Origin of the sequence: Conexibacter woesei DSM 14684, from assembly GCF_000025265.1 — a bacterium.
Lineage (GTDB): Bacteria > Actinomycetota > Thermoleophilia > Solirubrobacterales > Solirubrobacteraceae > Conexibacter > Conexibacter woesei.
Genome location: NC_013739.1, coordinates 5,645,036 through 5,661,735 on the forward strand (window position 1 = coordinate 5,645,036; position 16,700 = coordinate 5,661,735).

General features: G+C 71.9%; 14 protein-coding genes and 1 other RNA gene. 6 read left to right on the forward strand and 9 right to left on the reverse strand.

All coding sequences use genetic code 11. From position 1 onward, the window contains the following. The first annotated feature begins 100 nt into the window (after positions 1–100). The 4 genes from CWOE_RS26520 (at position 101) to CWOE_RS31535 (ending at position 4,770) form a co-directional block, all read left to right on the forward strand. Positions 101–1,792, forward strand: coding sequence for an FAD-binding protein (locus CWOE_RS26520; protein WP_012936741.1), 1,692 nt, complete (start codon positions 101–103; stop codon positions 1,790–1,792). Then, positions 1,792–2,904, forward strand: coding sequence for a succinate dehydrogenase/fumarate reductase iron-sulfur subunit (locus CWOE_RS26525; protein WP_012936742.1), 1,113 nt, complete (start codon positions 1,792–1,794; stop codon positions 2,902–2,904). Before CWOE_RS26520 ends, CWOE_RS26525 begins: the two co-directional genes overlap by 1 nt. After that, positions 2,901–3,815 (forward strand): CoB--CoM heterodisulfide reductase iron-sulfur subunit B family protein, encoded by a 915-nt coding sequence (locus CWOE_RS26530; protein ID WP_012936743.1) that lies wholly within the window; start codon positions 2,901–2,903, stop codon positions 3,813–3,815. Before CWOE_RS26525 ends, CWOE_RS26530 begins: the two co-directional genes overlap by 4 nt. A gap of 334 nt (positions 3,816–4,149) precedes the next feature. Further along, positions 4,150–4,770, forward strand: a complete 621-nt coding sequence (locus CWOE_RS31535; protein WP_012936744.1) for a response regulator transcription factor — start codon at positions 4,150–4,152, stop codon at positions 4,768–4,770. A gap of 16 nt (positions 4,771–4,786) precedes the next feature. On the opposite strand, the gene CWOE_RS26540 is transcribed toward CWOE_RS31535, so the two are convergent. The 8 genes from CWOE_RS26540 to CWOE_RS26570 form a co-directional block, all read right to left on the reverse strand. After that, positions 4,787–5,554 carry a tyrosine-protein phosphatase gene (locus tag CWOE_RS26540; RefSeq protein WP_012936745.1) on the reverse strand — a complete coding sequence of 256 codons (768 nt, stop codon included), beginning with the start codon at positions 5,552–5,554 and terminating at the stop codon, positions 4,787–4,789. 28 nt (positions 5,555–5,582) lie between these two features. Continuing rightward, positions 5,583–6,626 carry an aspartate-semialdehyde dehydrogenase gene (locus CWOE_RS26545; protein ID WP_012936746.1) on the reverse strand — a complete coding sequence of 348 codons (1,044 nt, stop codon included), beginning with the start codon at positions 6,624–6,626 and terminating at the stop codon, positions 5,583–5,585. Beyond that, positions 6,623–7,870 carry an aspartate kinase gene (locus CWOE_RS26550; RefSeq protein ID WP_012936747.1) on the reverse strand — a complete coding sequence of 416 codons (1,248 nt, stop codon included), beginning with the start codon at positions 7,868–7,870 and terminating at the stop codon, positions 6,623–6,625. The genes CWOE_RS26545 and CWOE_RS26550 overlap by 4 nt, the downstream gene beginning before the upstream one ends. 278 nt (positions 7,871–8,148) lie before the next feature. Further along, positions 8,149–8,787 carry a recombination mediator RecR gene (gene recR / locus CWOE_RS26555; protein ID WP_012936748.1) on the reverse strand — a complete coding sequence of 213 codons (639 nt, stop codon included), beginning with the start codon at positions 8,785–8,787 and terminating at the stop codon, positions 8,149–8,151. A 15-nt stretch (positions 8,788–8,802) separates the two neighbouring features. Further along, the gene (locus CWOE_RS26560) at positions 8,803–9,144 is read right to left on the reverse strand and encodes a YbaB/EbfC family nucleoid-associated protein (RefSeq protein WP_012936749.1); all 342 of its coding nucleotides are present in this window, start codon (positions 9,142–9,144) and stop codon (positions 8,803–8,805) included. Continuing rightward, positions 9,144–11,261 (reverse strand): DNA polymerase III subunit gamma/tau, encoded by a 2,118-nt coding sequence (dnaX, locus tag CWOE_RS33700; protein WP_236262167.1) that lies wholly within the window; start codon positions 11,259–11,261, stop codon positions 9,144–9,146. Before dnaX ends, CWOE_RS26560 begins: the two co-directional genes overlap by 1 nt. A gap of 129 nt (positions 11,262–11,390) precedes the next feature. Further along, an RNA gene (gene ffs / locus CWOE_RS32300) (signal recognition particle sRNA large type) lies at positions 11,391–11,654 on the reverse strand. Between the two features lie 55 nt (positions 11,655–11,709). Continuing rightward, the gene (locus CWOE_RS26570) at positions 11,710–12,198 is read right to left on the reverse strand and encodes an RNA polymerase sigma factor (protein WP_012936751.1); all 489 of its coding nucleotides are present in this window, start codon (positions 12,196–12,198) and stop codon (positions 11,710–11,712) included. A gap of 197 nt (positions 12,199–12,395) precedes the next feature. Here CWOE_RS26570 and CWOE_RS26575 point away from each other — a divergent pair, with 197 nt between their 5' ends. Continuing rightward, entirely contained in the window at positions 12,396–12,830 is a 435-nt protein-coding gene (locus CWOE_RS26575; RefSeq protein WP_012936752.1) for a hypothetical protein, read from the forward strand. Positions 12,831–13,180: 350 nt separating this feature from the next. Beyond that, on the forward strand, positions 13,181–14,647 hold the full coding sequence (locus CWOE_RS26580) for a sugar transferase (RefSeq protein WP_012936753.1): 1,467 nt from the start codon (positions 13,181–13,183) through the stop codon (positions 14,645–14,647). Positions 14,648–14,665: 18 nt separating this feature from the next. On the opposite strand, the gene CWOE_RS26585 is transcribed toward CWOE_RS26580, so the two are convergent. Further along, positions 14,666–16,678 (reverse strand): O-antigen ligase family protein, encoded by a 2,013-nt coding sequence (locus CWOE_RS26585; RefSeq protein WP_012936754.1) that lies wholly within the window; start codon positions 16,676–16,678, stop codon positions 14,666–14,668. Positions 16,679–16,700: the final 22 nt, after the last annotated feature.

Below are 16,700 nucleotides of genomic sequence, written 5' to 3' on the forward strand. Positions count from 1 at the left end.
CACACGCCAAACCGGTGCGACGGGCGGCGCGTTTCCGCACCTGAAATTAGGTGACCCGAATGTAACATCTGGCACCTGCTCCGGGTTAGGGTAAGCAGCCATGCCAGCTCACGACGTCCTCATCATCGGCGCGGGCCTCGCAGGGCAGCGCGCAGCACTCGCCGCCGCCGAGGCCGGGGCATCGGTCGCGATCCTCAGCAAGGTCCATCCGGTCCGCTCGCACTCGGTCGCCGCCGCCGGCGGGATCAACGCCGCGTTGAACCCCGGGGACTCCTGGGAATCGCACGCGTACGACACCGTCAAGGGCTCCGACTACCTCGGCGACCAGGACGCGATCGAGATCATGTGCCGTTCCGCGCCGGACGAGATCCTGTGGCTGGAGCACGCCGGCGTCACGTTCCACCGCAGCGACTCCGGCCGCCTCGGGACACGCGCGTTCGGCGGCGCCTCCGCGGCGCGCACGTACTACGTCGCCGACATCACCGGCCAGGCGATCCTGCACGTGCTCTACGAGCAGCTGATGAAGCATCACGAGACCGTCGACCGCTACGAGGAGTGGTTCACGACGACGCTGCTGCAGGACGCCGACGGCCGCTGCGTCGGAGCGATCGCGCGCGACATCCGCACCGGCTACCTCGAGGTCTTCGACGCGAAGTCGGTGATCCTCGCCTCCGGCGGCGCGGGCCAGGTCTTCAAGCCGACGACGAACGCGCTGATCTGCACCGGCGACGGGATCGCGCAGGCCTACCGCATCGGCGCGCCGCTGATGGACATGGAGATGATCCAGTACCACCCGACGACGCTGGCGGAGAACGGCTTCCTGATCACCGAGGGCGCGCGCGGCGAGGGCGCGCACCTCTACAACGCGCTCGGCGAGCGGTTCATGGAGAAGTACGCGCCGAACAAGCTGGAGCTGGCCTCGCGCGACGTCGTCTCGCGCGCGGAGCAGACCGAGATCAACGAGGGCCGCGGCTTCCCCGACGGCACGATCGCGCTCGACATCACGAAGGTCCCGCGCAAGCGCACGCTGGAGGCGCTGCGCGAGATCGTCAACATCGGCAGAGACTTCGCCGGCGTCGACATCACGCGCGAGCCGATCCACATCAAGCCCGGGATGCACTACATCATGGGCGGCGTCAAGACCGACGCCGACGGCCAGACGCCGATCCCCGGCCTCTACGCCGCCGGCGAGGTCGCGTGCGTCTCGGTCCACGGCGGCAACCGCCTCGGCGCGAACTCGCTGCTCGACACGCTGATCTTCGGCCGCCGCTCAGGCGAGCACGCCGCGGCGCGCGCGAAGGGCCGCGCGATGCCGCACGCGCCCGCGTCGAGCCTGAGAGACGCGCAGGCGGAGATCGACGCGATCGGCGCGCGGCCGAGCGGCCGCGGCCGGCGCCTGTCGGAGATCAAGAACGAGCTGGGCGAGACGATGAACAGATACGTCGCGGTCTACCGCGACGAGGCGGGACTCGCGACCGCCCACGAGATCGTCCGCCGGCTGAAGGAGGAGGCGCCGCACGCGGCGACCGACGACAAGGGGACGATCTTCAACCAGGACGTGCTCGCCGCGTTCGAGCTGGGCTACATGCTCGACTGCGCCGAGGCGATCGTCGTCGCCGCGAAGGAGCGCAGAGAGTCGCGCGGCGCGCAGTTCCGCGTCGACTTCCCGAGCCGCAACGACGACGACTGGCTGCACCACATCACGATCTCGCGCAATGGGCAGGACGTACCGACGAAGGGGACCGCGCCGGTGACGATCACGCGGTGGGAACCTCAGGAGAGGACGTACTGATGGCTGAGTACACGCTGAGACTCCGGCGCTTCGACCCGCAGTCCGGGCAGGCGCCGTACTGGGAGGAGTTCCCGATCGAGCTGGAGCCGCACCGCTCCGTGCTGGAGGCGATCCTCAAGGCGAAGGGCGAGACCGACGGCTCGATCGGCATCCGCTGCTCGTGCCGCGCGGCGATCTGCGGCTCGTGCGGCGTGCGCGTCAACGGCAGAGCGGCGCTCGCGTGCCACACCCACCTCGACAAGGCGGCGGCGAGCGGCATCGACGCCGACGGCCGCACGATCACGGTCGAGCCGATGGGCAACATGCCCGTCATCAAGGACCTGATCGTCGACATGGACGCGGTCCACTGGAAGAAGATCCAGCGCGTCACGCCATGGCTGCTGGCGAGACAGCCGGTGCCCGAGCGCGAGTACATCGTGCCCCACGAGAACATGGTCGACGTCACGCAGACGATGGCGTGCATCCAGTGCGGCGCGTGCGTGTCGGACTGCCTCTCGATGGAGGTCGACCCCCTGTTCGTCGGCCCGGCTGCCTCCGCCAAGGCCTACCGCTTCGTCGGCGACCCACGTGACGCCGAGCAGAAGCAGCGGCTGAAGGACCTCGCCGAGGACCCGCACGGGATCTACGACTGCACCCACTGCTTCAACTGCATCGAGGCGTGCCCGAAGGGCGTCGCGCCGATGAGCCAGATCATGCGCCTGCGGCGCATCTCCGGCAACGACCACCACATCGTCGACCGCAACAACGGCGAGCGCCACGAGCGCGCGTTCACGACGCTCGTGCACGAGTACGGCCTGCTGCACGAGGCCGAGCTGCTGCCGCGCTCCTACGGCGGCGACTCGTGGTTCGGCAAGTTCCACCCATCCGCCGGGCAGGAGCTGCTCAGCTCGCTGCCGGCGATCACGAAGGCGCTGATCCGCGGCAAGGTGACGCCGAAGGGCGCGATGCTCGGGCACAGACTGCCGAAGCAGGACCTCAGAGCCGTCGACCGGATCTTCGAGATCGTCGAGGGCCGTGAGAGACGCGTCGAGCTGAACCTCTACATCACCGGGTACGAGGACGACGACGCGCAGGAAGCCACCGCCGTCGCGAGCGAAAGCGAGTCCGCATGAAGGTCGCCTACTGGCCCGGCTGCGTGAGCCGCGGCTTCACGCCTGAGCTGCACGGGTCGATGGACGCGGTCGCGCCGCTGCTCGACCTCGAGCTGGTCCCGCTCGACCGCGCCAGCTGCTGCGGCGCCGGCGTCATCTCCGAGCACAGCCAGGAGCTGGCCGACACGCTCAACGCGCGCACGTTCGCGCTCGCCCAGCAGGTCGAGGGCGCCGAGCTGATGATGAACATCTGCTCGACCTGCCAGGGTGCGCAGGGCGAGTGCCAGGAGCGGCTCGACGCGAACTCCGACTACCGCGCCCAGGTCAACGCGACGCTCGCCGAGGCCGATCCGGGGCTCAGCTACGAGAAGGGCCTGACGAACAAGAACTTCCTCTGGCTGCTGGTCGAGGAGATCGGCCTGGAGAACCTGAAGGCGAAGGTCAGACGTCCGCTGACCAACCTCAGAGTCGGCCCCTTCTACGGCTGCTACATCGTGCGCCCGGCGGAGCGGCTCGGGATCGATGACGCGCACCCGCGCGACCAGTACCTGCACTGGGTGATCGAGGCGCTCGGCGGCACCGTGATCGACTACGCCGGCACGTACAAGTGCTGCGGCTTCCCGATCATCACGATGAACAAGGAGGCGTCGCTGCAGCAGGCCGGGACGCACCTGAGCGACGCGATGGACGCCGAGGCCGACTGCCTCGTCGTGCCGTGCCCGCTGTGCCACCTCAACCTCGACTTGCAGCAGCCGCTCGCCTCGAAGGTCGTCAACCGCGAGCTGGCGATGCCGGTCCTGCACCTGCCGCAGCTCGTCGGGCTCGCGCTCGGGCTGGAGCCCAAGCAGCTCGGCATGAGCAAGCACGTCGTCAAGCCGACGTCGGTGATCGACTGGTCCTCGGCCGTCGTCGCCGCGCCCGTCGCCGCCTGAGCCGCGAGGAGCACGCGTTCGGCCGGCCCGCGGGGGGAACGCGGGCCGGCCGATGGCGCGTGAGCGCCCACGTCGTGCGGAATCGCAGCGCACGACTGGGGGCCTTCTACCCCAAGCATGGAACGTGAGTCAGCCTCCCGGAAGACCCATTCCCGTTCCCGGCCAGTACCCCTGCCGCGTGTGAGGGGGAGAAGTCGAAAAGCATCTTCTCCGAACGCGGCGGCCGTGTCGTCCCCTCGGTGGGGTGATCTTCGGGGGACGTCCGGGGGGAGCCGCGGGTGAGAGGGTCCTCCCCCGTTCCAGCGCCCCGGAAGGTAGGATCGACCGCAGCTCGATGTCCGCCGCCTCCCCCGTCAGCGTCGCGATCGCCCGCTTCGAGGATCTCGTCGGCCGCGGCCTGCGAGCGTTGATCGCCGAGGACGAGAACCTCTCGGTCGTCGCCAGCGACGTTCCGCACGAGCAGCTGGCGCAGGTCGTCGCAGACCGCCAGCCGCAGGTCGCGCTGCTGAACTTCGGCTCGCTGCGCAGTCCCACGGAGGTACGCCAGCTCGCCTCCGCCCATCCCGCCACGCGGCTGATCGTGCTCGCCAACCGCCCGACGCCGGCCGAGTGCAACCAGATGCTCGCGTTCGGCGCGACCGCCTGCCTGTCGAAGGAGACGCAGGCGCGCGACGTGCTCAGCGCGATCCACCTCGCCTCGCGCGGGTTGCACGTGCTGCCGCGCAGCGCGACCGAGCTGGCGCCGCCGGCGCAGTCCCCTGGCCCGCAGCTGCTGACGCCGCGCGAGGCCGACGTGCTCGCGCAGCTCCAGCGCGGGCGCTCCAACGGCGAGATCGCCGCGGAGCTGCACGTCGGCATCGAGACTGTCCGCACCCACGCGCGCAACATCTACCGCAAGCTCGGGGTCGGCTCGCGCCGCGAGCTGGCGCGGCTGACCGACCCGGGCGGGAGATAGCGCGGGCGCGCGGCGCTCAGCGCCCGAGCAGCGAGCGCAGGCCGCGCCGGTCCGAGCGCCGGCGACGAGCCGGCGGGATCGCCGGCGGCAGCTCGCCCGCGAGCAGCGCGGCGGGGGCGTCCTGGCACCACGCCGCGACGTGCTCGCCGAGCCCGGCGCGCTCGAGCGGCTCACGCAGACCGGGCGGTCGTCTGTGCGTGTTGTGGGCGTCGGACGCGACGTTGTGGACGAGCCCGTCGTCGACCAGCTGTTCAGCGAACCGCTGGACGTCTCTACCGAACTGACCGCCGAGGCCGCCGGTCGTCAGCTGCATCAGCACGCCCTGGGCGACCAGCCGGCGGACCGCGGTGGGATCGCGCTGGAGCACCGGCGAGCGCTCGGGGTGGGCGAGCAGGACCGAGTGCCCGCGCACCAGCAGCGTCGACAGGATCGGCTCCAGCAGCAGCCCCGGCGTCAGCGGCGCCTCCAACAGCAGCCACGGACCGCCGCCGAGCGCGAGCCGGAGCAGGCCGTCGTCGTCCATCTCCGCCGCGGAGCGGACGTCGATCTCGGCCCCGGTGGTGATCTCCAAGGGGATCGCGGCGGCTCGCAGCGCGACGCGCAGCTCCTCCACCCCTCGCTCGATCACAGCCGCGTCGGTCGGGACCGCCGGGCTGACGTGCGGGGTGACCGCGACGGTGCGGATGCCCGCGTCGACCTGCGCCTGCGCCAGCGTCAACGCCCCGCCGAGATCAGCCGGACCGTCGTCTATCGCGGGCAGCAGGTGGCAGTGCAGATCGATCATCAGGCGGCGCCGTCCGGGCGCCCCGTCCTCAACCGCCCGTGCGCGCGGAGCTGCCGATCAGCCCGCGCGCATGCAGTTGCTCTGCGATCTGGACGGCGTTCGTCGCGGCGCCCTTGCGCAGGTTGTCGGAGACGACCCACAGGTCGAGCGCCCGCTCGTTGCCGGGGTCGCGACGGATGCGCCCGACGAAGACGTCGTCCTTGCCGGCGGCGTCGATCGCGAGCGGATAGCTGTTCGCGTCCGGGTCGTCGAGCACGGTCACGCCGGGCGCGGCACGCAGCAGCTCGCGCGCCTGCTCAGGCGAGAGCGGCTCGCGCGTCTCGACGTTGACCGCCTCGGAGTGGCCGGTGACGACCGGAACGCGGACGCACGTGGCGCTGACGCGGATCGACGGGTCGCCGAGGATCTTGCGCGTCTCGTTGATGAGCTTGCGCTCCTCGTCGGTGTGATCGTCGCCGGGCGCGAAGCTGCCGGCGTGCGGCAGCGCGTTGAAGGCGATCTGGTGCTTGTAGGCCTGCGCGGCCGGGACCTGCTCGCCGGCGACGATCGCGCGCGCCTGGTCCATCAGCTCGTCGACGCCGACCTTGCCGGTACCGGAGACGGCCTGGTAGGTCGAGATCACGAGCCGCTCGATGCCGGCGGCGTCGTGGAGCGGCTTGAGCGCGACGACCATCTGCATCGTCGAGCAGTTCGGGTTGGCGACGATGCCGCGGTGGTCGTCGAGCGCGTCCGGGTTGACCTCGGAGACGACGAGCGGGACGTCGTCCTGCATGCGCCACTTCGACGAGTTGTCGACGACGACCGCGCCAGCCTGCGCGAAGCGCGGCGCCCACTCGCCGGAGGTCGCGCCGCCGGCGGAGAAGATCGCGACGTCGAAGCCCTGGATCGTCTCGTCGGTCAGCGGCTGGACCGTCAGCCCGCCGTCGAGCACCTTGCCGGCCGAGCGGGCGGAGGCGAACGGGACGATCTCGCGCGCGGGGAAGCCGCGCTCTCTCAGCAGCTGCAGCATGACCGTGCCGACCTGGCCGGTCGCGCCGACGACGGCGACGCGGTAGGACTCCGGCGCGCTCACCGCGCCTGCTCCCCGATCGGCGCCTCGGCCTGGATGCCGCCGGCGCCCAGCTCGAACGCGCCGTGCAGCGCGCGCACGGCGTCGGGCACCTTGTCCGCCGCGATGACGCAGGAGATCTTGATCGGCGAGGTCGAGATCATCTCGATGTTGATCCGCTCCTCGGCGAGCACCTGGAAGACCTTCGCGGCGACGCCGGGGTGGGACTTCATGCCGGCGCCGACGATCGAGACCTTGCCCATCTCCGGCACCGCGTCGATCGAGTCGACCCCCAGCTCGGCGGCGATCGGCTCCAGCGTCTCGCGCGCGACGCGCAGGTCGCCGCGCGGGACCGTGAACGAGACCTCGGCCTTGCGGCCCTCTTCGAGCGGCTCGTTCTGGATGATCATGTCGACGTTGCAGTTGGCGTCGGCGAGCGCCGTGAAGATCTTCGCCGCCGCACCTATCTCGTCGGGCACGCCGACGAGCGACAGGCGCGCCTCGTCGGTCGAGTGGGTGACGGCGGTGATGAGAGGGTGCTCCATGGTCTCCTGCTCTCCGACGACAAAGGTACCGGTGACGTCCTCGAAGCTCGACCGGCAGTGGATCCGGACGTCGTGGTTGCGCGCGTACTCGACCGACCGCAGCTGCAGCACCTTCGCGCCCGAGGAGGCCATCTCCAGCATCTCCTCGAACGAGACGACGTCGAGCTTGCGGGCGTCCGGGACGATCCGCGGGTCGGCGCTGAAGACGCCCGAGACGTCCGTATAGATCTCGCAGACGTCGGCGTCGACGGCGGCGGCGAGCGCGACGGCGGTCGTGTCCGACCCGCCGCGGCCGAGCGTCGTCACGTCATGCGAGGTGGAGACGCCCTGGAAGCCCGCGACGAGCACGATCTGACCCTCGTCGAGCGCGGTCTTGATGCGGTCTGCCCTGACGTCGAGGATCCGCGCCTTCGTGTGCGAGGTGTCGGTCACGATCCCGGCCTGCGAGCCGGTCAGCGAGATCGCGCGGTGGCCGAGGTCGTTGATCGCCATCGCGCACAGCGCGCAGGAGATCCGCTCGCCCGTCGACAAGAGCATGTCCATCTCGCGCGGATCCGGCGCGTCCGACATCTCGGCCGCGAGCCCGACCAGCTCGTCGGTCGTCTTGCCGCGGGCGGACAGCACCGCGACCACCCGATTGCCATCCTCGCGCGCGGCGACGATGCGCCGGGCGGCGCGCTTGAGACGCTCTGCGTCTGCGACGGAGGACCCGCCGAACTTCATGACAACGGTTCTCGACACGGCGACGTAGGGTAGCCGGCTCCGGCGCGGGGCGGCGGTCAGGCGCCCGCCGAAGGTGACCAGGCGGGCGCACCCGTGGCGGTCCGCTCCGACACGCGTCTTCCGTTCGACGTCATCGACCGCTTCGAGCGCATCTGCGCACGCGCGAGCTGCATTCCCTTCCCCCGTTCGTCGTCCCCCGAGACGGCCGCCGTCGGCGACCGTCGTGAAGACCGACCGTACTGGCGCCGTCGCACTCGGTCAACCGTCTCCGGCTGGGATCAGGAGAGGGCGCGGCGGCCCGAGAGCGCGCGGCCGAGCGTCAGCTCGTCGGCGTACTCGAGGTCGGCGCCGACCGGCAGGCCGCTCGCGAGGCGCGTGACGGTCACCTGCGGCGCCTGCTCGCGCAGGTGGGCGGCGATGTGCAGCGCGGTCGCCTCGCCCGTCGTGGTCGGGTTCGTCGCGAGCACGACCTCGCGGATCGGCGTCGGATGCTCGTCCTGAGGCGCGTCGGCGGGCGGCGTCACGCGCGTGTACAGCTCCGCGATCCGCAAGTCCTCGGGGTCGATCCCGTCGATCGGCGAGAGCGCGCCGCCGAGCACGTGGTAGCGCCCGTGGAACTCGTGCGTACGCTCGATCGGGATGATGTCCGACGGCTCCTCGACGACGCAGACGAGGCCGGCGTCGCGGCGCTCGTCAGAGCAGATGCGGCAGCGCGGCCCGTCGGAGAGGTTGAAGCAGACCTCGCACAGCCCGATCCGCGCCTTGACCTCCTTGATCGCCTCGGCGAGTGCGAGCGCGTCCTCCTCGGAGGCCCGCAGCAGGTGGAAGGCGAGTCGCTGCGCCGTGCGGCCGCCGATGCCGGGCAGTCTGCCGAGCTCGGTGATCAGCCGCTGGACGGGTGGCGCGAACGAGGACATCGTGCGAGGCGGCGGCTAGAACCCCGGGAGTCCGAGTCCGCCGAGACCGCCCGGTCCGCCGAGGCCCCCGGTGATGCCGCCGAGTCTTCTCTCGGCCAGCTCCTGCGCGGCGCGGATCGCCTCGTTGGTCGCGACGAGGATGGTGTCCTGCAGCATCTCGACGTCCTCGGGGTCGACCGCCTCGGGGTCGATCGCGATCGACTTGATCTCGAGGTCGCCGCTGATCTTGACCGTCACCATGCCGCCGCCCGCGGTCGCCTCGACGACCTCGTCCTTGAGTCTCTCCTGCGCGGCCATCATGTCGGCCTGCATTCTCTGGACCTGCTTGAGCATCTTCTGCATGTTCGGTTGGGGCATCAGGCGCCGCCTTCCTCGTCGTCGTCGATCAGCTCCTCGGCGTCGAACTCTGCCACGAAGCGAGCGACCAGCTCGTCGCCGGTGATGCCGGGGGACGTGGTCCCGCCCACCCCGTCGACAGGGGCCTGCTCCTCCGCCTGCGGCTCGCGCAGCTCGTACACCGGCTTCAGCGAGACCCCGCCGAGCGTCCGCAGCGCCTCCGCGACCAGCCGCCTGCACTCGTCGCCCTCCGCCTTGCGCTTGAAGAAGGCCGCGGTGGGCGAGAACGCGAAGACCGCCTCGGTCGCGGTGACATCGGCCGGCCGCGCCTCGCCGAGCGCGGCGGCGAGCATCGCGTTGTCGGCCTTGACGGCGTCTATGACCGCGGGCCACAGCTCCCTCAGGGCGGACAGGTCGAAGGCGCCGGGTGTGAGCGGGGCGGCGGGTGCGGGCGGAGCGGCCTGCTCGGCCGGCGCGGGAGCGGCCGGGCCCGGGGCCGACGGTGCCGGCTCGGACGTGGCGGTCGCCGTCGCGGCGGGCTCGCTGCGCACGGCGGTCGCCGCCGCGGTTGCCGGTGCCGGCAGACCGTTGGAGGGAGGAGCGGCGTGCGCCGGGGCCGGCGGGGCGGCCGGCTGCGCGATCGCGGTCGCGGGCGGCGGCACGTCGAACTCGGCGGCCGGCGGCGGTGTGTAGTCGGGCGGCGGCGGGAAGGTCGCGTCGACCGGCGCGGCGGCGGGCGGGACCGGCCGCGCGTCGCTCGGCGCGGCTGCGTCGGGCGCCGGCGAAGGAGCGGGCGGCGCGGCCTGCGTGGATGGCGCCGGTTGCGGAGCGGCCTGCGCGGGCCGCGGGGCCGACTGCGCCGGCGGGGCGGACTGTGCGGGCGGCGCCGGTTGCGCGGGCTGCGTGGGCGGCGCCGGTTGCGCGGCCTGCGGGGCTGCATCGGCCGCGGGCTGCTGCGGCGTCGCGGGGGCGGGTGCGGCGGGGGCCGGCGGTACCGGGGCCGGGGCGGCGGGTGCGCCGGCAGCGAGGCGCTGTTCGAGCCGGTCGATGCGGGCGAGCAGCGCGCGGGTCGACGGGTCGACCTCCGGCGCGGCCGCCTTCACGAGCGCGAGCTCCAGCTGGATCCGCGCCTGGGCGCCGTTGGCGAGCGCGTCGAGCGCGTCCGAGAGCAGGTCGAGCAGGCGCACGACGTCCTGGCGGCCGAGCTGCGCGGCCTGCGCCGCGAGCCGCGCGTCGCGCTCGGGCGTCAGCCGCAGCTCCGCCGGGACCTCGCCCAGCACCTGCACGGCCAGCAGCTCGCGCGCATGCGCCTCCAGCTCGCGCACGAGGCCGCCCGCGTCGCGACCGGCGTCGACCAGCCGCGCGACCGCCAGCAGCGCCGCGCGCGCGTCATGCGCGGAGACCGCGTCGAGCGCGCCGAAGAGCGCCTCGGCGTCGGCGACGCCGAGCACCGCCAGCACGTCCTCGACCGAGATCTCCGCTCCGGTGCCGTCGGCTCCGGAGCCGCCGTACGTCGTCAGCTGCTCCAGCGTGCCGAGCGCGTCGCGGAACGAGCCGGTCGCGTGCCGCGCGACGAGCGCGACCGCCTGGTCGGGGATCGCGATCGACTCCTGGTCGGCGACGCGCCGCAGCACGCCCGCGATCTCCTCGACGTTCGGGCGCGTGAAGTCGAAGCGGTGGCAGCGGTCGACGACCGTCGGCAGGACCTTGTTCGCCTCCGTCGTCGCGAGCACGAAGATCGTGTGCGGCGGCGGCTCCTCCAGCGTCTTGAGGAACGCGTTCCAGGCCGCCGAGGACAGCATGTGCGCCTCGTCGAGGATGTAGACCTTGTAGCGGCCGGAGACCGGCGCGTACGCGACCTTGTCGCGCAGCTCGCGGATGTCGTCGACCGAGTTGTTGGAGGCCGCGTCCATCTCGATCACGTCGAGCGACGTCGCGTTCGCGATCGAGACGCACGACGAGCAGACGCCGCACGGCTCGATCGTCGGCCCGCCGCGCTCGCAGTTGAGACAGGCGGCGAGGATCTTCGCCATCGACGTCTTGCCGGTCCCGCGCGAGCCGACGAACAGGTACGCGTGATGGACCTTGTCGCGCTCCACCGCGTTGCGCAGTGTGCGGACGACATGGGTCTGTCCCACCACGTCGGAAAAGGTGCGGGGACGGTGGCGGCGGTAGAGCGAGGGACCGGCAGACACGGGACGACTCAGTCTACCCGCGCACGCGGCGCGGCCCGGCGTCGTCGCCGGACCGCGGAGAAGAAAAGTGGACCGTGCACCCTTCGTCGAGATCGACGCTCGAGCGCTGACGCCATGCTCCACTCCGGCAGGCACTCCCGCTACGCATGACGGTGACCGTTTAAGGCTGCTTCCTTCCGGACCTGACCTGGTTCGCGGGCCGTCACCGCGCGGGACCTGACCATCGACGCTTTGCACAGCGGGCTGGCCTCGGACGCCGAACCCCTCGAAAGGGAATTCAGCCCCGCTAGAGCGGATTGCGGATTCAGGGCACCGCTACCTCCCCGCCTAGCACGGTCCGCGCCGGATCATAGCCGCTGGCCGGCGGCCGGCGGGCGGCGACCGGCGGCGCTCAGCCGCCGAGCTGGTCGCGCATCCGGCCGAGCGCGCGGTAGACCCGCCCCTCGATCGTCGTCAGCTTCTCGCCGCTGACCTTCGCGATCTCCGGGTTCGTCAGCCCCGCGCCGTAGCGCAGCGCGATCGCCTCGCGCTCGGCCTCCGGCAGAGCGGCCATCGCCCGCGCGACCGCGTCGCGGTCGTCGACGTGGTCGAGCTCGAAGTCCTCCGCGCCCGCGCGCGGCGCGCCGTGCCGCACGAGCGCGCGCTCCTCCGCCCCGCGGCGGCGCTCGTGGTCGCGCAGGACGTTGAGCGCGATCGCGTAGAGCCACGTCTTCTCGCTCGCCTTGCGCCGGTCGAAGCCGCGTCTTGCTCTCAGCGCGCGCTCGAAGGTGTCGGCGACGAGGTCCTCGGCCAGCGCGCGGTCCGCGGTGCGGTACGCGAGGAAGCCGAACAGCGGCTGGGCGTGCTCGTCGAAGAGCCGTTCGAGGTCGCGATCGCGCATCTTGGTGAAGTTTCGGTCAGGAATGGAGGGAGCTGTACGTATAAGGAGGTATGAGTCTCCACGACGACGAGCGCTTCGACTCCATCGAGACACGTCTCGAAGCCGAGCGTCCGCGCCTCGACGGGCATGAACTCGATCGACTCAGCCTCCGGGTTCGCGCCCGGAGCACTCGCAGCCTGCAAACTAAGGGAGAGCCCATGCGGTCGCGCTTCGCGATCACCGCCATGCTCGTGCTCGGTCTGATGCTCAGCACGACTGGCGTCGGCCTCGCGATCTCCGGTTCGTCCGGATCGGGAAGCGCCGGCAACGCCCAGTACCCGACCACGCCGACCACCCCCGTCGCGCCGCCGACGACCCCCGTCACGCCGCCGGCCGGCGGTGGCGAGCAGGGTGGCGGAGGCGGAGGCGTCCTCGGCGGCGCCGAGGAGAGCCAGCCGCCGGCCAACGAGGCCGCGCCGGCGAAGGAGAGCACGCCGCCGCCGGCCGTCCAGGCGACCCGGCAGCTGACGACCGAGTCGGGCTCCGACGAGCTGCCCTTCACGGGCTTCGCCGTCATCCCGATCCTCGTCGCCGGCGTGGCGCTGCTGCTCGGCGGCCTGTTCCTGCGTCGCCGCGGTCCGTCGCAGACGTAGGTCGCAGCGACCGACGCGCGCTCCTCGCGGAGCGCCTCGCATGTCTCTTGAAGCCCGCCATCCGGCGGGCTTCAGGCGTTCCAGGCACGTGCGCGGAAGCGCCGGGGAGAACTCCGAGGGGGGAGTTCCGTGACGCCGGACGACAGTAGGATGATGCGGACGTTCCGATACGCCATTCTTACCGTCTTCAGCTTGTGCTATCGGCAGGGATACGCCATATTTCTGCCCAATTGTGAGGTTTGCACCTCGCAGCGCTACGCTAAAGGTCCCCAGCAGATATGCCGTTTAGGGACTAGTGGCGGCAATCAGTGGCATCGGAAGGCCGGAGCGGGTTGACACGGATCGTTGACATGAGGATTGCCGAGGCGGGACCGGGGGTCGAGCTGCTCGAGGAGCTGTTGCGGGATTCGTCCCGCGCGGAGCCCGGCGAGCGCGTTCGTCTGCTGCGCAGACGACTCCAGATCGGACTCCGCGCGACCGAGCTGGCCGCGGGCGCGATCGGCGGCGTCGCGATCGGCGCGATCGTCAACGCCAGCCCGCTCGGGATGGTCGCCGCGATCGTCGGCTTCATGCTCGCCTGGCGCTTCGTCGGCTCGATCGCCGGCATCTGCACCGACCCGGACCCGCGCCCGTGGACGAGCACGATGGACAAGGCGAAGACGACCGTCTCCGTCGCGCTCGTCACCTCGTGGCTCGCGCTCGGCGCGCTCAGCCTGCTCGGCGCGCCGCATGCGATCACCGCGTCGATCGTGGCCTCCGTGATCGCCGCGCTGTCGGCGATGAACGGCCGCGGCGTCGTGCAGTCGCTGGTCATGCGCTCTCAAGCAGTTCGTCAACGCACCGTCATCCTGGGCTCTGGCATCGTGGCGAGAAAGGTCGTCGAGCGCCTCGAGCTCGCGCCGCACCTCGGACTCGAGGTGATCGGGCTCGTCGACGACGACGTCCACCACGCCAGTTCGCCCGATCTCCCCCGGCTCGGCCCGCTCGGCGATCTCGACGCGATCCTCGACCACTACGACGTCGACCGCGTGATCGTCGCGTTCAGCCGCAGCAGCCACGACGACCTGCTGCGCTGCATCCGCACGTGCTGGGATAATCAGGTCGCCGTCGACGTCGTCCCTCGGCTGTTCGAGTTCCTCGACGGTGCGCGCGTCGTCGACCAGGTCGGCGGGATGCCGATGATGTCGATCACGCTGCCCCAGCTGAGCGGCTTCGCGCGGGCGCTCAAGCGCATAAGCGACGCCGCCGTGAGCGCCGTGATGCTGGTCCTGATCGCGCCGATCCTGATCGCGATCGCGATCGCGATCAAGGTCGACTCGCCCGGCCCCGTCTTCTTCCGCCAGAAGCGCGTCGGCCGCGGCGGCAAGATCTTCTCGATCTACAAGTTCCGCTCGATGTACATCGACGCCGAGGCGCGCAAGCAGGAGTTCGCGAAGTACAACGACGCGAACGACGGCGTGATGTTCAAGATCCACGACGACCCGCGCATCACCCGGCTCGGCGGCTTTCTGCGGCGGACGTCGCTCGACGAGCTGCCGCAGCTGCTGAACGTGCTGCGCGGCGACATGAGCCTCGTCGGCCCGCGCCCGCTGATCGCGGAGGAGACGGCGGCGTTCAGCGAGGGCTGGCATCAGCGCCGGCTCGACCTGCGGCCCGGGATCACCGGCCCCTGGCAGATCTACGGGCGTTCGGACATCCCGTTCCACGACATGCTGCGGTTCGACTACCAGTACGTCGCGAGCTGGTCGCTCGGCCGCGACCTCCAGATCATGCTCGCGACGATCCCGGCGATGTACTCCGGCCGCGGCGCGTACTGAGGAGCGGGCGTCAGTCGCTCAGAAGGGCAGCGGCGCCGCGAGCGCTCGTCTGCGCCACTGCCGCGGATTGCCGTTGCCGTACAGCGTGAGACCGTACGCGGTGCGCGGGTCGAGCGGGTTGAGCTGCTTCGCACGACGCGCCGCGGCGCGCGGATCCTGGCCGGCCGCCGCCTGCGCGAGCGCGAGGCCGTAGTGATACTCCCAGTCGTCGGGGTCGCGCGCGACGGCGCGCTCCAGCATCTGCACGCCGAGCTGGTCGGCGCCGAGGCGCACGTCGCAGAGGCCGACGAGCGCGTACGGCTGCGGCCGCGCGCCGAGCACCGAGATCGCCGAGAGGCCGTCGTCGATCGCCGCCTCGCAGTCGCCGCGGTCGAACGCCTCGGAGGCGCGGTCGAGACGCAGCTGCGACAGCCCGACCAGCGCCGGCGTGACCGCCAGCAGCAGGCAGCAGAGACCGAGCACGAGCCGCGGCGTCCCGCGCTGCAACCACGACGCCTCCCGCACGGCGCTCGTCGCGCCGGCGCCGGCGATCCCGGCGCCGCCGAGCGCGAAGACCCACCACGTGACGGCGGGCATCTCCCAGTCCCAGTCGATGCCGGCGTGGACGGCCCACACCGCCACGAGCGCGATCACCGCGGCGACGACCGCCCGGTCCTCGCCGCGGGCGCGCCGCGCCAGCCCGATCACGATCGCGCCGAGCGCGGTCAGCAGGAGCAGCAGGCCGACGACGCCCAGCTCGCCGAGCACCTGCGCGTAGAGCGAGTGGGCGTTGATGACGGTGAAGCTGCTCGGGCGGTGCTGCGCCCATTCGAGCTGGTAGGTCCCGGCGCCGGTGCCAACGAGCGGATGCGCCTCGAACGAGTCGAGCGCCACTCTCCAGTGCTCGAAGCGCCCGTTGTTGGACGCGCTGAGCAGCCGCGAGCGCTGGTCGTCGAGGTTCGAGATCGCGCCGGTGTTGCCGAAGTCGTCGATCGCGCGCTGTGGGATCCCGCTGGCCAGCAGCGCCAGCACGACGACCGTCGCGACCCCGGCGGCCGCGACCCACGGGCGCACGGGCAGCCGCCACGCGGGCGCGCGCAGGCGTGTGTCGAAGCGCAGCAGCGCGGCGCGCAGCACCGCCGCGAGGACGATCGCGCCGAGCACGACGAGCGCGACCGTGTGGCCCTGGTCGACCGCGCGCGCCGAGGTGGGGGTCCCGCTCGTGAGCGCGTCCGCCTGGTAGCCGGCGTAGACGACGATCGCGATCGACGGCAGCGCGGCGGCGATCGCCGGCAGCGCGCCGCGCGGGCGGGCGATCGCGAGGTAGAGCAGCGCCCCGAGCAGCGCGACGCCCATCGAGCCGCGCGAGAGCGTGAAGTAGAGCGTCGCCGCGAGCAGCGGCAGCGCGGCGCTGGCGGCGACGCGCGCCCATGCCGGCTCGCGCTCGTGCGCGGAGAAGTGCAGCGCGCCGAGCAGGCCGGCGCAGACGAGCAGGCCCAGCGCGTTCCAGTACGTCAGCGGATAGCTGAGGCGGTCGGCGTTGACGTTGGGCGCGAGCGGCCAGACCTCCGGCAGCACGCGCGTTACGAGCGCGACGGCCGCGACGCCCACGATCGCGACCGTGAGCCCGGCCAGCAGCGCCCGCAGCCGCTCGCGGCGCCACGGCGCGGCGGCGAAGAACGTCAGCACCGCGACGTAGAGCAGCGCGCGGTCGAACTCGACCAGCGCACGACCCCACGCGTCCGACCAGAAGCCGGAGACGAGCGTCCACAGCGCGAACAGCGCCAGCCCTGCGATCGCGATCGCGGCCGGCGTCCCGATCCCGGCGAACGGGCGCTCCGCCGTCGTGATCCGCAGCACGAGCGCGAGCAGGACCAGGACCGCGACGAGCGCGGGCGCGAACGGGAAGAAGCCGCCCGCGTTGAAGCTGAGGTAGACGGTCGGGGCCGCGATCGCAGCGCCCCACGCAAGCGCGGCGCGCGTCGAGAACGCCTCCGGGACGCCGGATTCGCCAGATGGCTCGGTATCCTGCTGGGCCCGCACGGCGCTCATGCTGGCAGGCCTGATGGCGAGG

Coding starts and splice junctions, on each gene's coding strand:
- CWOE_RS26585 (WP_012936754.1), bottom strand. CDS start 16,678: ATGAGCGCCGTGCGGGCCCAGCAGGATACCGAGCCATCTGGCGAATCC.
- CWOE_RS26570 (WP_012936751.1), bottom strand. CDS start 12,198: ATGCGCGATCGCGACCTCGAACGGCTCTTCGACGAGCACGCCCAGCCG.
- recR (WP_012936748.1), bottom strand. CDS start 8,787: ATGTCCTCGTTCGCGCCACCCGTCCAGCGGCTGATCACCGAGCTCGGC.
- CWOE_RS26530 (WP_012936743.1), top strand. CDS start 2,901: ATGAAGGTCGCCTACTGGCCCGGCTGCGTGAGCCGCGGCTTCACGCCT.
- CWOE_RS26560 (WP_012936749.1), bottom strand. CDS start 9,144: ATGCCCCAACCGAACATGCAGAAGATGCTCAAGCAGGTCCAGAGAATG.
- CWOE_RS26550 (WP_012936747.1), bottom strand. CDS start 7,870: ATGAAGTTCGGCGGGTCCTCCGTCGCAGACGCAGAGCGTCTCAAGCGC.
- CWOE_RS26575 (WP_012936752.1), top strand. CDS start 12,396: ATGCGGTCGCGCTTCGCGATCACCGCCATGCTCGTGCTCGGTCTGATG.
- CWOE_RS31535 (WP_012936744.1), top strand. CDS start 4,150: ATGTCCGCCGCCTCCCCCGTCAGCGTCGCGATCGCCCGCTTCGAGGAT.
- CWOE_RS26520 (WP_012936741.1), top strand. CDS start 101: ATGCCAGCTCACGACGTCCTCATCATCGGCGCGGGCCTCGCAGGGCAG.
- CWOE_RS26580 (WP_012936753.1), top strand. CDS start 13,181: ATGAGGATTGCCGAGGCGGGACCGGGGGTCGAGCTGCTCGAGGAGCTG.
- CWOE_RS26540 (WP_012936745.1), bottom strand. CDS start 5,554: ATGATCGATCTGCACTGCCACCTGCTGCCCGCGATAGACGACGGTCCG.
- CWOE_RS26525 (WP_012936742.1), top strand. CDS start 1,792: ATGGCTGAGTACACGCTGAGACTCCGGCGCTTCGACCCGCAGTCCGGG.